We start from the raw sequence: 14,244 nt of genomic DNA, 5'->3' as shown, positions 1-14,244 counted from the left end.
CCGTTCCTGCTCGAGTCAGGCGATGTATCGCGATGCCGTGATGCGGCGATCAAAATGCAGGACCGCCTGATCCGCCGCGTGGGCGGGCCATTCCGGGAGACCGCGCGCGTTCGGGTCTCCCGCTGCCGCGAACGCGGCGATCGAGCCTCTGAAGAGGCGGCTCAGGTCCTGCACTTCGCGCCGGTCCGCGCCTTTGACCATGGCAGCCGACTGCCAGATGTTGAAGTTGCCAAACAGGAAGGGAAGATCGATGCAATGGCAGGCTCCCAGGCCCGGAACGGGCGCCTGCCAGTCGAACAGATAGGTGAAGGCCTTTCGACCGAGGCTGGACTGCGTGGCGGCGATCTCCAGGCTCTGCTTTGTGAACATCCGTTCGCTGTAGAAGTCGCCCAGGAGCATGCGAGGTGTCGCAGGCACGCGCGAGGAACGCAGCCGTGCCAGCGTCGCACTTGCGTCGTCGTCCCCCTGGGATCGGATCACGTCCTCGAGCGCATCATCGGACAGTTCGTCGAGCGACGGATTCGAGATCGAGAACGCGGCATACTCCTCGCGCGTCAAGCCGATCATCATGTCGCACCACCGTGCGCCGCCGCTTCGAATTGACTCGATGGGATCGCGGTGCACGAGGGCATCATCCAGAACCGGCATGAAGGGAGGCGTGATATCTCCCGGGGTCGCCGGCGGCCGCCTTTGCAGCATGCGCAAGCCCTCGAGGGCGCGACCAATCGGGATCGTTCGGAGTTTGTCGACCTCGTCAGCGGCGATGCCGAGAACATCGAGGATTGCATTGGCGACCGGTCGCGACTGTTCGACGGTACGCAGCTTGACGCCGACCGGCGCGCTCATCAGGATCGCCCGGTTGAACAGCCCCGATCCAGCTTCGATGCCGGCAAGGGCCGCGATGCTGAATGCGCCCGCCGATTGGCCGATCACCGTGATCCGCTGCGGATCTCCGCCGAACACGCTGATGGCTTGTGCTATCCAGCGCAACGCTGCGACCTGGTCGTGCAGGCCGAGGTTCAGACCGCCGAGGCCGGGATGCGGGAAGAAGCCGAGAATGCCGAGCCGATAGCTGACGTTGACAACGACGAGGCCATTGTCCTTCGCGAGGATGCCTCCGTCGTAGCAAGGCAGCGATCCGCCTCCGGTCATGAAGGCGCCGCCATGAATGAACACCAGGACCGGAGCGCGGTCGCCTGCCGCATGACCGGTCCAGACGTCCAGATGGAGACAATCCTCGCTTTGCTCGACGTCGTAGGTCCCCATCACCACGTCGAGACGCGACGGATTCTGCGGAGGAATCGGCCCGGCCGCGACGGCGTCGCGAACACCGCCCCATCGCGGCGGCACTGACGGCATCTCAAAGCGCAATGGGCCGACGGGGGCTTCCGCATACGGAACTCTCCGAAACGCGGTCACTCCTTCTGATCGCGCGCCGCGCAGCCGACCAAACGGCGTTTCCAGCTCAACATGCTCCACAGCGGTCATTCCTATTCCGACAAGGCACTTCCCGGCCCCACGGCTTAAGCTCTCTCACCAAATGCAGCCAGCGTCCGAAAATGGCGAGCAGCGTTCCAGATTTGAAACGCCGCATCATGACCGCTCCGTCGTCCGCAAGTGCGGAAGCAGAGCGAAGATCGCAAGCAATGCGGGAAGCGTGGCCGCGAGCAAGATCGCTTTCGGCGCAACACCCTTCGAAACGAGGAGACCTGCGAACGCGGGCCCAACGATCGAGCCGATGCGGCCGGCGGCAGCGGAGAAGCCGACACCGTGGGTGCGAAGCGCTTCGGGATAGATCGCGACAGCGAGAGCGGACTGCCCCACGCTGCAGGAGATCAGACCTGCACCGGTTCCGGCAATCAGCAGCCAGACACCGAGCGGGACCACGTCGTGCGCCGCAAGCCCCGCCGCAGACATGACCCCAAGGGTCACGGCCGACACCAGGATACGCGCAATCGGAAGCCTGCTCACGAGGAGCATCACGAGGACGTTGGCGACCAGGCCGCCGGCGCTGAAGAAGCTGATGCCAAGCTGCGAATATTCGGTCGAGAATCCGAGCTTGACGAGCAGCGCCGGCAGCCAGAACACCAGTGCGTAGCCGTCAGCGAAGATCAGAAAGGAGAATATCCAAAGGCTGACGGTCCGGCTCGCAACGCCAGTGGCGAGCAGATCTCCGATCAGCTTCAAACCGCCCAGGTGCAGGTCGCGTTGATTGGTCGACAACGGATCGCGCGCGGCGGTCAGCCTGGGTAACCAAAACAGCAGAACGAGGGAGAGTCCGAGCGGCAGGGCACCGCCGATGATGAAGATGGACTGCCAACCCAAACGCGCGGTCAGGACTGCACCGAGCACACCGCCCAGGATGCCGCCGGCGGCGAGCCCGGTCCCGACGATGACGGCAGCCGTCTCCTTCAGCCTTGGCGGACATTGCGACGTCGCAATGGCAATCGCCGACGGCAACGCTGCACCGAGCCCAATAGCCGTGATCAGGCGCAGCGCTGCAAGCTGCTCCACGGAACCCGCAAGCGGCGTTGCCAGCGAGAGAACGCCAAACGCCGCCACGCTTGCGATCAGGACAGGACGCGCCTGCCAACGGCTGACCAGCGGGCCGGACGCCAGGTATCCGAGCACGGCGCCGACGCTCGTCAGCACGAACGCAGGTGTGAGCGACGCCGGCGAGACCATGAAGTGGGCTGCGATGACGGGAGCCGCCACGCCGATCGAACTGGTATCAAGCCCGTCGAGCAGGACCGCTGCGAAGCTGAGCGCGATCGCGATCCAGGCTGATCTCGATACACGTTCAGCGGACGTGCTCCCAAGGCGCGTGCTGGTGTCGTTGACGCCGGAGTCGCATTCTTCGCCTTCGCTTCCTAGCGGACTTGCTTGCGCTACGCCCTTCACCCTTTTGCCTCCACACCAATCCCGTTGGGGAAAACTCAAGGGGTTTCCAAACTAGCTGTCCAGCTCCAGGAATGGGATGCTCGGTTCTATAATTGAGACGCGAGCTGTTACGCGCAGCCCGTGATCCTCACTTGGCTTGAAGACATGTTCAAGCATGGCGACGTTGCTGGTGACGAGGTCGTTGCCAATCAGACCGTCGTGGCCCTGATGCAGCCTGAGCAACGAAGCGCCGACCACCGTCGCGGCGCAGACCGCGGCCTCGGGGCGACCGCACATGAATCTGGCGGCGGCCTACCAGCAGTTGGGCCGGACCGAGGAGGCGAAGGCGGCCATGCAGGAGGGCCTGAGGTTGCGGCCTGGCACGACGGCCCTCAACGTTGCACCGCCGATGAAGAACACCAGCCCGGTCTTCGTCCAGGCCGCCGATCGGATGATCAAGCTGATGATCGCCGCCGGCTTGCCGGAGCGCTAAGCGGCATTGCTGCCATGCCTCTCGCCGGCTCAAGCTCACACCGCACAGCCGCCAATTGCGCGTCAAGGACACTGGCGATTGGGCAGGCAGAGTTTCAGCTCTTGCTTGGTGTTGAGCCATTTTGATCGTTCTTGTCTGGTGTCGCCGCTTCCGCCTCAAACACCCGCTTCCCCTCTGCCATCCATAGCGCTCGCGCCCGTTCGCGCTGATCACTTTGGAGTTTGTCAGCAACCCAGAGCAGCGCGCCATAGATGATGGCGCGATCATCGCCGGTTTGCTCCACGACACCGGCTTTGACGACGAGGCCACCGAGTTCGATGAGATGGCGGGTGCGCTTTCGGCGCGTGATCTGCCAAGAGCGCATGTCACGCCGTGCCCTTGCGGCTTGTTGCCGGTTGCGCGCCGCTCGGTTGCGTCGAAACCACATTAGCGTCGCGGTCAGTTGCTGGCGCATTCCGCATCGACCGTCCTTGAAAGAACGAGACGCCGCGCTTGGCCCATGCCTCCCTCTTTCCGGCCTCCTTGGTCTCGACCAGCACGATCAGCGCACCAGCGAGTTCGTCTGCGCTAAGCGCGTCAGCTCCCGTGGCAATGACGAGCTCGCCTAGCTGCCGCACCTTGCGGGTTTTAAGCTCGTGCGCTTTGTCGTCGAGTGCCTTCAGGTCCGCATCAAAGTCCCTTGGTTTGCGCATTGTCGTCTCCCTACGTCGGCGGAGAAATGATAACTCGGCTAGCGGCGCCTTGCCGTAAGGTCGTCAGGACGAGCTGAGATGGGATAATCCCTCCCGAGATTTTTTCGAGGGAGGGCGCGCTTATACGTCGTGCCGACGTACGCTTCGCTGTGTAGATGCTCTGCTCGCGATGGCGATCTATCATCTTCACGTCAAGGTCATTGGCCGGAAGGCCGGGAGCAGCGCGGTGGCATCGGCGGCCTACCGCTCGGGCTCGCGGCTGCGCGACGAGCGGTTGGGCCGTGAGCAGGATTTTTCGGCCAAGCGCGGCGTCGTCCATTCCGAGGTGATGCTGCCGGAGAATGCGCCGGAGGCGTGGAGTGACCGCGAGCGGCTCTGGAACGATGTCGAAGCATTCGAAGTCCGCAAGGACGCCCAGCTGGCCCGGGAGATCGAGTTCGCCCTTCCGCGAGAACTGACTGAGGCGCAGGGCATTGAGCTGGCTCGGGACTTCGTTCAGAGCGAGTTCGTCCGTCGCGGCATGATCGCCGATCTTAATGTGCATTGGGACAGGGCCGAAGACGGCCTGCCCAAGCCGCACGCCCATGTCATGCTGACAATGCGCTCGGTCGATCAGAACGGCTTTGGTCAGAAGGTGAGAGAGTGGAACCGCACGGAGATGGTCGAGCGCTGGCGCGAACGCTGGGCGGAGATTGCCAACGAGCGGCTGGCCGAGCTCGACATCGACGCGCGGATTGATCACCGCAGCCTGGAAGCCCAGGGCATTGCGCTCGAGCCGCAAAGCCAGATCGGCGCACCGGCCAAGCGCATTGAGGGGCGGAGAGGCGGAGGCGAGGGCGCTGAGGCTGACCGGGCCGAGATGCACCGCGAGATCGCGCGAAACAACGGCAGGAGGATCATCGCCGATCCCTCCCTTGGACTGGACGCGATCACCCAACAGCAATCGACCTTCACACGCCGTGACCTCGCAAAGTTTGCGCATCGGCACAGTGACGGGCTCGACCAGTTCAATGAAGTGCTGGGCGCAATGCAGGGAGCGCCAGATCTAGTCGACCTCGGCAAGGACGCTCGCGGCGAGGATCGGTTCACCACCCGCGGAATGATCGAAGCAGAACGGCGCCTGCACCGGGCCGCTGAGCTGATGGCAGAACGGGAGCGCCACCAGGTGCGCGACGAGGATCGCCAGGCCGCTTTGGCGCGTGCGGAAGCACGCGGCCTGGTGCTGTCATCCGAGCAGGTTGACGCCTTGGCGCACGTCACGGATGGACGCGGTCTCAGCGTCGTGGTCGGCCATGCCGGGACAGGAAAGAGCGCGCTGCTGGGGGTGGCGCGGGAGGCGTGGGAAGCAGCCGGCTTCGAGGTCCGGGGCGTGGCGCTGTCCGGCATTGCAGCAGAAAACCTCGAAGGCGGGTCGGGCATTGCGTCGCGCACGATTGCCAGTCTGGAGCATGGCTGGGAGCAGGGCCGTGATCTACTCAAATCGAGCGAGGTGCTCGTCATCGACGAGGCGGGCATGGTCGGCACGCGCCAGCTCGAGCGCGTGATGTCTCGTGCTGCCGAGGCGGGCGCCAAGGTCGTGCTGGTCGGCGATCCGCAGCAGCTGCAGGCCATCGAGGCGGGCGCAGCTTTCCGGTCGATCCATGAGCGTCACGGCGGGGCGGAGATCGGCGAAATACGCCGTCAGCGCGAAGACTGGCAGCGCGACGCCACGCGCAATCTGGCGACCGGCAAGGTCGGCCATGCGCTAGAAGCCTATCGGGCCAACGGCATGGTGCATGAGGCGATAACCCGCGAGCAGGCGCGGGGCGATCTGATCGCGCGCTGGGACCGCGACCGGCAGGTATCGCCGGACCGGAGCCGGATCATCCTGACCCATACCAATGACGAGGTGCGCGCGCTGAACGAGGCGGCGCGCGGACGGATGCGGGCCGCCGGCGCTCTGGGCAATGAGGTGGGTGTAACGGTCGAGCGCGGCGCGAGAAGCTTCGCCGGCGGAGACCGCATCATGTTCCTGCGGAACGAGCGTGGGCTTGGTGTCAAGAACGGCACACTCGGGACCATTGAACTGGTCAGCGCGCAATCCATGACCGTGCAGATCGACGATGGCCGGTCCGTGCGCTTTGACCTCAAGGATTACAACCGGATCGACCACGGTTATGCCGCGACGATCCACAAGGCGCAGGGTATGACGGTCGACCGGGTCCATGTACTGGCAACGCCCGGCATGGACGCCCACAGCAGCTATGTCGCACTGTCGCGGCATCGCGACAGCGTGGACCTGCATTATGGCCGCAACGATTTTACCGATGCGGATCGGCTCAACCGTGCTCTGTCGCGCGACCGGTCGAAGGACATGGCCTTGGATTACGACCGTGCCGATCCCGTCCAGAGCTACGCCGAGCGGCGCGGGATCACGTTCCGCGAGCGCGTGGCCGAGATCGTGCGCAAGGCCGTGCCAGAGACGCTGCGCGGCATGTTCGACGGCCTTAGCGTTTCTGGAGAGGTGCTCGACCGGGATGGCGGACGACGGCCCGAGCGGGGATCCCCCGAAAAAGAAAACAGCGGCACGGCAGCCGACCGGCGCGAAGCCGAAGTGCCGGCAAGGACCGTGGCGCAAGATCCCGAAGCGGAAGCCCGTCGTGTGCGGACCCGAGCGCTGGTGCGCCATGCTCGCGCCGTGGATGCGATCTTCGCAGCGCATGAGATGGGCGGCAGAGCGAGCCCCGAACAGGTCAAAGAGCTACAGACCGCCCGCCAGGCCTTCGAAAAGGTGCGCCCCTATGGCTCCCACGACGCTGAGGCCGCCTACAAGAAGAACCCCGAGCTGGCCCGCGAGGCCGCTGGCGGACGCCTCAACCGCGCCATCCGCGCGCTCCAGCTCGAGACTGAACTGCGCACCGATCCGAGCCGCCGCGCCGATCGCTTCGTAGAGCGCTGGCAGAAGCTCGAGCACACCAGTCAGCGACAATATCAGGCCGGGGACATGTCCGGTTACAAGGCCACGCGGTCCGCGATGGGCGACATGGCGAAAAGTCTCGAACGCGACCCGCAATTGGAATCCATTCTCGCCGGTCGCAAGAACGATCTCGGCATTGCATTCGAATCAGGCCGCCGGCTCGGCCAGGATCTGGCCTTCGTCCATGGCATCGATCTCGGCAGAGGCCGAAGCCTTGGAATTTGACCCATCCCGTTTGCCGCCGGCTCTACGCCACGCTTGGCAACGCGCGAACTCTTATTGTCCGCCTGCATCTGTTTGGCCTCTCTGGTCTCACAACACCTCAGAATCGACCAGCGAAGGGCATCACGGCCATGCGCGAACCAGATCATCAGGTTGAAGACCATCCTCACCAGGACCGGGCTGTCCCGGTCCACAATCTACCGCAAGATCGCCGAGGGCACGTTCCCGGCCCAGCTCAAAATCAGCAGCAACGGTTCGGGCTGGCATGAATCCGATATAAACCGATGGATCGCAGATCCAGCCGGATGGCGTGCGGAAGGTCGATTCGAGGAAGCCGCGGTGAGCTCGATTTCCGATCCTTCAACCGGCCGCAGAACGTAAAGACTCGTGCTCTCGTATCCTCACTTCATACACCGCCCACTTTCGATCCCGGACCCTTTCCTTCGCCAGCGCATCCTAAACGGCGAGCGCGTCTCCGATCCTCTTCCGTTTCCGGACACCCCTCTTTTGACTGTGCCGACGGCAGGCACAGTGCCCAAGGTCAAAGCGATCCGCATCCAAACGACGTTTCTGTTCTCGATTCTATCCAATGCTACGCTTCATCGTTCCCCGATCTCGCCTCGGCTCTCCCCGCGCAGCATCCTGTTGAGATGGCGCGACAAAAGACCGGACAGGGATCGCATCGGGCAACAGGCTGTGTTGCCGAAACTGACAATGCCCTGGCCAAATTCGTTGAAGCGCTTGCGATTGCCGATGCGAGGCGCGATCATCTGCGGGAAAGAGAGCCGCTGACAAAATGCCATCTTGATGCGGTCAACTCTCGGTGCCGCAGCAATGGTGTTCATGATGAAGCGCGCAGCCATTTACGCCAGATTCTCGACCGAGCTCCAAAGCGAAAGATCGACTGAAGATCAGATCGCTTTGTGTCGGACCTATGCGGCGCGTCATCAGCTCTCAGTCGTCGCTACGTTCGAGGACAAGGCCCGGTCTGGGGCCTCGGTTTTTGGACGCGATGGCTTGATGCAGCTGATGGATGCTGCACGCCTGCACACATTCGATGTCGTAGTCGTGGAGGCGTTGGATCGGCTCTCGCGCGACATGGAGGATCTCGCCGGAATTCACAAGAGGCTGTCCTTTCAGGGGATCCAGATCCAAGCGGTGCATGACGGCACGGCAGACTCCATCCTGATAGGGATTCGCGGTCTCGTCGGACAGATGCAACGCGAGGATGGCGCGAAGAAAGTCCGGCGCGGTATGGCCGGCGTGATACGCGATGGCCGCCACGCTGGCGGGCGCGCCTATGGCTATCGTGCGGTCGCCGGCAAACCCGGCGAGCTCGAAATCGTCGAGCAGGAGGCCGCCGTCGTTCGGCGCATCTTCGCCGCTTATGCCGACGGACGAACACCTCGCGACATTGCGCGGGATCTCAATCGCGAGGAAATTCGTCCGCCGCGAGGCCCGCGGTGGAATGCATCGACGATCAACGGCAACGCGCAGCGCGGGAACGGCCTCATTTTCAATGAGCTGTATGCGGGTCGCATCGTCTGGAACAAGGTCCGGATGGTCAAAGATCCCGACACCGGAAAGCGGCTGTCTCGGCCCAATCCGCCGGACGAGTGGCAGCGCATCGAAGCCCCCCATTTGCGGATCGTCGAACAGTCCATTTGGGAACAGGCTCATCTGTTGAAGTCGCAGAAGAGCCGTCTCGCCAGCCACGTCAAGCGCCGAACGCCACATCTGCTTTCCGGACTTCTTCGCTGCGGTTGCTGCGGATCCGGCCTGTCGGTGCATGACCGGGACAAAACGGGCAAGACCCGCGTCCGCTGCTCGGCCGTGCGCGAAAGCGGCAGCTGTTCGAACCGCAGAATCTTGTACCTTCGCGACGTCGAAAATCTGGTCCTCAGCGGCATGGCCGAAGAACTGAAGGATCCTCGGCTGATCGAGACCTATGTGCGCAACTATAATCGTGAACGAGAGCGCCTTGCCGGAGACGCCGCCGCAACACGCACGCGCCTGGAGGCGAAGCGCGATCGGATCGAGGGCGAGCGGCAGCGCAACATCGATCTTGTCGTCCGATACGTCATTTCGGAGGACGACGCTCGGCAACGCATCGCCGAGCTCAAAGAGGAGCGAGAGCGGGTAGAGGCGGAACTGGCCGCGCTCGAGGAAGCGCCTGTTCCGGTTGCCCTTCACCCGGCAACCTTGGACCGATATGTCGCAACCGTCGATGCGCTAGCGGAAACCTTGGCGGACCACGCCATTGCCGAGGACGACCGAGGCACGCTCATCGACGATTTCCGGGCTCTCGTGCACAGCGTCACGATTTACCCGAAGGGACCCAGGGAAGGATTTGAGATCGAAGTGAAGGGAAAGCTAGCTGCTTTACTCGGGAAAGGAGTGTTCCCAGACGGCAGCTACAATAGTGGGTCACGCGTGGTAGCGGGGGAGGGACTCGAACCCCCGACCCCAGGATTATGATTCCCGTGCTCTAACCAGCTGAGCTACCCCGCCACGATGTTCGATCAAGGCAAGACCGGTCGAAGCGGGCGCCGGGCCTTGTGAACGGGCGGCATATAAGGAGGCGTCTCCGCCCCTGTCAAGCAAAGCTCGCGGGCAGCAGCGGTTTTCGCACCAGGGGATTTCCGGACGACTCTCCAAGGCCTTGCGCATGTATTCGCCGGTCGTCGAGGGCCACAGGCCGACATGTGCGCCAGGAGCGAGGGCTAGGCAATGCAGTTCACAAGAGGCTCATTTCGGCTGCACGTTCGGATTGCCGCCGGGGCTGCCGGGCGGCGGGATCACCGGCGTCGTGCCGCCCTCCGGGGTCGGCGCGTGCATCTCCGGATCGACCCCGCTCGGCGGACACAACACGCCGTTGGTCTTCGCCAGCTTGTCGCCGAGCGGCTCGCCGGCGCTGCCGGTGGTGATGCCGTCGGGCGTCGCCGTCGCGCGGACATTCGGCGCACAGGCGGCATTCGCGTCGGGGGCCGGCGCCGTCGCCTGCGGAGGTGTGGCCGCCGTCGGCGGCGCCTGGGCGTGGGCCGCAGCCGCGGCCGAGACCAGTGCGAAGGAGAGGAACAAGGATTGCCTGATGCTCATGGCGGGGCAACGCAAACCCCGCGTTCGCGTTCCGCGCGGATGGCGTGGCAAAGCGCACGGCCAGAGGATCTGGCGGTCAGCCCTTGCGGTAGCGAATGAGCGAGAAGTGTCCGAGCGGTGGCATCGGCCGGCGCTCGGCCAGCGTGACGCCGCCATGCTTTGCGGCCCAGTTCACCAGCCGGGCCCAGGGGAACTCCGGCCGCCAGCCGAGCCGGCGCGCGATCGGCGCGAAGGCGAGCTCGAAGATGCGGCGCGGGCCGCTCTCGGCGCCGATATGGTTGACCAGGATCAGCTCGCCGCCCGGCTTCAGCACGCGGATGAAATCATCGAGCGTCGCTTCGGGATCCGGCACCGCGGTGATGACGTATTGCGCGACCACCGCGTCGAAGAAATTGTCGGGAAACGCGAGATGCTTCGCGTCCATCACCGCGAGCGTCTCGACATTGAGGAGCTTCAGCTCGCGCACGCGGGCCTGCGCCCGCCGCAGCATCGGCTCGGAGATATCGACGCCGCAGATCTTCGTGGTCCGGGCATAGTCCGACAAGGACAGACCGGTGCCGACGCCGACGTCGAGAATGCGGCCGCCGATGCGATCGGCTTCCGCGATGGTCGATTGGCGGCCCTGATCGAAGACCTTGCCGAACACCAGATCGTAGATCGGCGCCCAGCGCTCATAGGCCTTTTCGACCCCCGCGCGGTCGATGTCCCCCATGCCCCTGCCCTGAATGATGGATGCTGATCAGCCGCGGACCGGCTCGGCCACGCGCTGCGGCCTGATCACGTTGCCGCCCAAGCTGCTGCTTTCCGCAACAGCGCTCTGGATGAAGCCGCCACCGAGCACGCGGGCGCGGCCGGACGCGGCATCGTAGAACACGCAGGCCTGGCCTGGCGAGACGCCCTCTTCGCCGGCGACCAGCTCGACCTCGTAACGGCCGTCCGCACCGCGCAGCCAAGCCGGCTGCGGCGGCCGCGTCGAGCGCACCCGCACGAACAATTCGAGGCCCTCGCGCGCGGCGACGTCGAGCGCGCCGTCACCGATCCAGTTGACCTCGCGCAGCGTGATGCGATGCGTGCGCAGCGCCTCGCGCGGGCCGACCACGACGCGGCGGGTGGCGACGTCCAGCTTGACGACGTAGAGCGGCGCGCCGGCAGCGATGCCGAGGCCCTTGCGCTGACCGATCGTGTAGTTCGCGATGCCCTGATGCACGCCGAGAACGCGGCCATTGAGATCGACGATCTCGCCCGGCTCCATCGCGTTCGGGCGCAGCTTGCCGATGATGTCGGTGTAGCGGCCGGTCGGCACGAAGCAGATGTCCTGGCTGTCGTGCTTGTCGGCGACCTCCAGTCCGAAGCGGCGCGCGAGCTCGCGCACCTCCGGCTTGGTCATGTCGCCGAGCGGAAAGCGCAGATAATCGAGCTGCTCGCGCGTGGTCGCGAACAGGAAGTAGCTCTGGTCGCGATCGCTGTCCGCCGCGCAAGTGAGCGCGCGCGATCCGTCCGCCAGCCGCCGCGAGGCGACGTAGTGGCCGGTGGCGAGCACGGAGGCGCCGAGCTCGCGCGCGGTCTTCAGGAGATCGCCGAACTTGATGGCGCGGTTGCATTCGATGCACGGCACCGGCGTTTCGCCCGAAGCGTAGCTGGCGGCGAAATTGTCGATCACCGACTCGCGGAAGCGATCTTCGTAGTCCAGCACGTAATGCGGGATGCCGAGGCGCTCGGCGACGTTGCGGGCATCGTGGATGTCCTGGCCGGCGCAGCACGCGCCCTTGCGGTGCGTGGCCGCGCCGTGATCGTAGAGCTGCAAGGTGATGCCGACGACGTCGTAGCCTTCCGACTTCAACAGCGCGGCCGTCACCGAGGAGTCCACGCCGCCGGACATGGCGACGACGACCCTGGTGTCTTCAGGACGGCCTTCGAGATCGAGACTGTTGAGCATGATCCGGTCACTGCGATCGCGGCGTCAGGCAACGGGTTCCCGGCGCGGGAACGCCTCGCATGCGCCGTCTTTGCGGATGGCTTGCTTCGGGCGATCTCCGGACAGGATGTCCTGATCGGAAACAACACGAAAGCATCTGTCTCTAATATAGGCGCACTTCCTGCGAAGCAATTGCGCCGGTCGCAGATGCCGGCGGCAAATCTTGCCGGCCGGGCAGAAATGGCGAGGACGCGGCGGGGGATCCGCGCCGCGATCGATTCCATAAGAAATTGAATTTATTGACTATTTTCAGTTGCGCCGGCTTGGCCCGCTCCTTGCTGAACTGCTTGGTCGAGTTCATCGCGAGAGGGTCCAAGGTGTTCAGCGTCACGTCAGACATCCAGGCAGGCACGGTTCTCAAGACCACGGCGCCGAGACAGTCCCGTCAGGACGCTCCGCAGCCGTCCGACAGCTTCTCGGCGCTGGTCGACGCCGCGACTCCGGATCCGTCGACAGCGTCGCCGCCCACCTCCGCGTCGCCGTCACCGCGCGCCGGCAGCGCTTCCACCCCGAGCCGCGAGCCGGCGCGGGCCGGCGACGCCGATCGCACCACCCAGGCCAAGTCGCAGGACAAGCCGGCGGACAAGGCCGACGGCAGCACTGCGGGCGCCGACGCCAGCGGTCCCGATACCACGGCTGACGCGACCACCGGCACGCCGACCAAGACCGATGCGGCCGGGACCGCCGACGGAAAGACCAGCGACGGCAAGACGGGCGACAAGAAGGACGGCGATCAGGCCAGCACGGATGCGAGCGCTGCGACGACCGCTATAGCCGAGCAGACCGTGGCCGTGCCGACGCCGGTCGCCGTCGTCATCCAGCCCGACATCACCCTCACCAACCCCGCCACCGGCGATGGCACGGCGGGCGGCGACGGCAAAACCAATGCGCCCGGCGCGACCGCGCCCGTCGGAGCGGCCGGTGTTGGCCCGCAGGGCTCGGTCGATGCCGCGGCAGGTCTGCTGGCGGCCGCAGCCAAATCCACCGGGGCGGCCAAGGATGCCGACGGCGCCGGATCAACCGCGACGGCGCCCGAGACGGCAGCGGCGACCTCCGGCGACGCTGCCGCATCTGCCGATCAGACCTTCACCGCCGCGCTCGATGCGGCCGTTCCCGGCAGCACCAAGACGACGGGCAAGCCGGGCACCCAGACCAAGACGGGGCTCGCCGACGGCGCAGCCGGCAAGGTCACCGAACCGGGCAATGGCAACGTCCAGTCCACTCAGCAGCCGGGCCAGGACGCGCTCGCGCAACAGCCCGCTGTTGCAGCCAAGCCGGACTCCGTCGAGCCCGGCGACGGGAAGGCGAACGGCAATTTGCAGGCACCGGCCTCACATGATCGCAACGCCGCGCCGACGACCAGCCAGACCAACGCGCCGGCGCCCGATCCGAGCGCACAGGCCACGGCCGCCGCGCAGCCCCAGCTGTCGACGCCGGCCGCATCGACCAGCCAGATCACCGCGGCCAACCTGACCGCGACGGCCGCTACGGCGGCCGCTGTGCCGCTTCATGGGCTTGCCGTCGAGATCGCAGCCTCGGCGCTCAACGGCAAGAGCCGCTTCGAGATCCGACTGGATCCGGCCGAGCTCGGCCGCATCGACGTCCGCATCGACGTCGACCGCAACGGCCAGGTGACCTCGCATCTGCGGGTCGAGAAGCCGGAGACGCTGGCGATGCTGCAGCAGACGGCGCCGCAGCTCCAGCAGGCGCTGCAGGACGCCGGCCTCAAGAGCAACAACAGCGGATTGCAGTTCTCGCTGCGCGACCAGAACTCGTCCGGCCAGAATGGCGGCGATTATCAACAGAATGGCAACCCACAACGCCTGATCGTGACCGAGGACGAAAACGTCCCGGTCCAGCTCGCCGGACGGTCCTATGGACGGATGTTCGGCGCGCAAGGCGGCGTGGATATCAGGGTTTAACAGGA

The 14,244-nt window shown here is 65.2% G+C and carries 14 protein-coding genes and 1 tRNA gene; 5 read left to right on the top strand and 10 right to left on the bottom strand.

Translation table 11 applies throughout. The features are described from left to right. Positions 1-15: 15 nt before the first annotated feature. A complete protein-coding gene (locus QX073_RS14220; RefSeq protein ID WP_315706514.1) occupies positions 16-1,488 on the bottom strand; it encodes a carboxylesterase/lipase family protein in 1,473 nt (490 codons plus the stop codon). Between the two features lie 105 nt (positions 1,489-1,593). Beyond that, complete coding sequence (locus tag QX073_RS14215; protein WP_315706515.1) at positions 1,594-2,901, bottom strand: MFS transporter; 1,308 nt, start codon at positions 2,899-2,901, stop codon at positions 1,594-1,596. A 274-nt stretch (positions 2,902-3,175) separates the two neighbouring features. Between QX073_RS14215 and QX073_RS14210 the strand changes: the two genes are divergently transcribed. After that, the gene (locus tag QX073_RS14210; RefSeq protein WP_315706516.1) at positions 3,176-3,373 is read left to right on the top strand and encodes a tetratricopeptide repeat protein; all 198 of its coding nucleotides are present in this window, start codon (positions 3,176-3,178) and stop codon (positions 3,371-3,373) included. 94 nt (positions 3,374-3,467) lie between these two features. Here the strand turns inward: QX073_RS14210 and QX073_RS14205 are convergent, their stop codons facing one another. After that, positions 3,468-3,737, bottom strand: a complete 270-nt coding sequence (locus tag QX073_RS14205; protein WP_315706517.1) for a conjugal transfer protein TraD — start codon at positions 3,735-3,737, stop codon at positions 3,468-3,470. A 1-nt stretch (position 3,738) separates the two neighbouring features. Beyond that, entirely contained in the window at positions 3,739-4,065 is a 327-nt protein-coding gene (locus QX073_RS14200; RefSeq protein ID WP_315706518.1) for a conjugal transfer protein TraD, read from the bottom strand. A gap of 169 nt (positions 4,066-4,234) precedes the next feature. On the opposite strand from QX073_RS14200, the gene traA reads away from it, so the two are divergent. Then, positions 4,235-7,246, top strand: coding sequence for a Ti-type conjugative transfer relaxase TraA (traA, locus tag QX073_RS14195; protein WP_315827668.1), 3,012 nt, complete (start codon positions 4,235-4,237; stop codon positions 7,244-7,246). Between the two features lie 102 nt (positions 7,247-7,348). Beyond that, entirely contained in the window at positions 7,349-7,624 is a 276-nt protein-coding gene (locus QX073_RS14190) for a helix-turn-helix transcriptional regulator (protein ID WP_315707353.1), read from the top strand. Positions 7,625-7,842: 218 nt separating this feature from the next. Here QX073_RS14190 and QX073_RS14185 read toward each other — a convergent pair whose 3' ends face one another. Next, positions 7,843-8,106, bottom strand: a complete 264-nt coding sequence (locus QX073_RS14185) for a hypothetical protein (protein WP_315707331.1) — start codon at positions 8,104-8,106, stop codon at positions 7,843-7,845. Between QX073_RS14185 and QX073_RS14180 the strand changes: the two genes are divergently transcribed. Further along, a complete protein-coding gene (locus QX073_RS14180; RefSeq protein WP_315714387.1) occupies positions 8,051-9,721 on the top strand; it encodes a recombinase family protein in 1,671 nt (556 codons plus the stop codon). The two genes, QX073_RS14185 and QX073_RS14180, sit on opposite strands and share 56 nt — an antisense overlap. On the opposite strand, the gene QX073_RS14175 is transcribed toward QX073_RS14180, so the two are convergent. The 5 genes from QX073_RS14175 to QX073_RS14155 form a co-directional block, all read right to left on the bottom strand. Further along, a tRNA-Met gene (locus tag QX073_RS14175) sits at positions 9,678-9,754 on the bottom strand. The genes QX073_RS14180 and QX073_RS14175 overlap by 44 nt on opposite strands. A gap of 237 nt (positions 9,755-9,991) precedes the next feature. Beyond that, positions 9,992-10,342 carry a hypothetical protein gene (locus tag QX073_RS14170; protein WP_316225905.1) on the bottom strand — a complete coding sequence of 117 codons (351 nt, stop codon included), beginning with the start codon at positions 10,340-10,342 and terminating at the stop codon, positions 9,992-9,994. A 76-nt stretch (positions 10,343-10,418) separates the two neighbouring features. After that, on the bottom strand, positions 10,419-11,054 hold the full coding sequence (locus QX073_RS14165) for a class I SAM-dependent methyltransferase (RefSeq protein ID WP_316166538.1): 636 nt from the start codon (positions 11,052-11,054) through the stop codon (positions 10,419-10,421). A 27-nt stretch (positions 11,055-11,081) separates the two neighbouring features. After that, positions 11,082-12,278: a tRNA 2-thiouridine(34) synthase MnmA gene (gene mnmA / locus QX073_RS14160; protein ID WP_316225904.1), complete on the bottom strand. Its 1,197-nt coding sequence runs from the start codon at positions 12,276-12,278 to the stop codon at positions 11,082-11,084. Between the two features lie 142 nt (positions 12,279-12,420). Then, on the bottom strand, positions 12,421-12,648 hold the full coding sequence (locus tag QX073_RS14155; RefSeq protein ID WP_316176096.1) for a hypothetical protein: 228 nt from the start codon (positions 12,646-12,648) through the stop codon (positions 12,421-12,423). On the opposite strand from QX073_RS14155, the gene QX073_RS14150 reads away from it, so the two are divergent. Next, positions 12,635-14,239, top strand: a complete 1,605-nt coding sequence (locus QX073_RS14150) for a flagellar hook-length control protein FliK (RefSeq protein ID WP_316201297.1) — start codon at positions 12,635-12,637, stop codon at positions 14,237-14,239. The genes QX073_RS14155 and QX073_RS14150 overlap by 14 nt on opposite strands. Positions 14,240-14,244 lie beyond the last annotated feature (5 nt).

Origin of the sequence: Bradyrhizobium sp. SZCCHNS3052, assembly GCF_032484495.1 — a bacterium.
In the GTDB taxonomy this organism is placed as follows: domain Bacteria; phylum Pseudomonadota; class Alphaproteobacteria; order Rhizobiales; family Xanthobacteraceae; genus Bradyrhizobium.
Note: the sequence above shows the minus strand (reverse complement) of the source record. Positions and strands in the feature narration are given on the sequence as shown.

Coding starts and splice junctions, on each gene's coding strand:
- QX073_RS14220 (WP_315706514.1), bottom strand. CDS start 1,488: ATGACCGCTGTGGAGCATGTTGAGCTGGAAACGCCGTTTGGTCGGCTG.
- traA (WP_315827668.1), top strand. CDS start 4,235: ATGGCGATCTATCATCTTCACGTCAAGGTCATTGGCCGGAAGGCCGGG.
- mnmA (WP_316225904.1), bottom strand. CDS start 12,278: ATGCTCAACAGTCTCGATCTCGAAGGCCGTCCTGAAGACACCAGGGTC.
- QX073_RS14200 (WP_315706518.1), bottom strand. CDS start 4,065: ATGCGCAAACCAAGGGACTTTGATGCGGACCTGAAGGCACTCGACGAC.
- QX073_RS14185 (WP_315707331.1), bottom strand. CDS start 8,106: ATGGCTGCGCGCTTCATCATGAACACCATTGCTGCGGCACCGAGAGTT.
- QX073_RS14180 (WP_315714387.1), top strand. CDS start 8,051: ATGCGGTCAACTCTCGGTGCCGCAGCAATGGTGTTCATGATGAAGCGC.
- QX073_RS14170 (WP_316225905.1), bottom strand. CDS start 10,342: ATGAGCATCAGGCAATCCTTGTTCCTCTCCTTCGCACTGGTCTCGGCC.
- QX073_RS14210 (WP_315706516.1), top strand. CDS start 3,176: ATGAATCTGGCGGCGGCCTACCAGCAGTTGGGCCGGACCGAGGAGGCG.
- QX073_RS14165 (WP_316166538.1), bottom strand. CDS start 11,054: ATGGGGGACATCGACCGCGCGGGGGTCGAAAAGGCCTATGAGCGCTGG.
- QX073_RS14205 (WP_315706517.1), bottom strand. CDS start 3,737: ATGCGCTCTTGGCAGATCACGCGCCGAAAGCGCACCCGCCATCTCATC.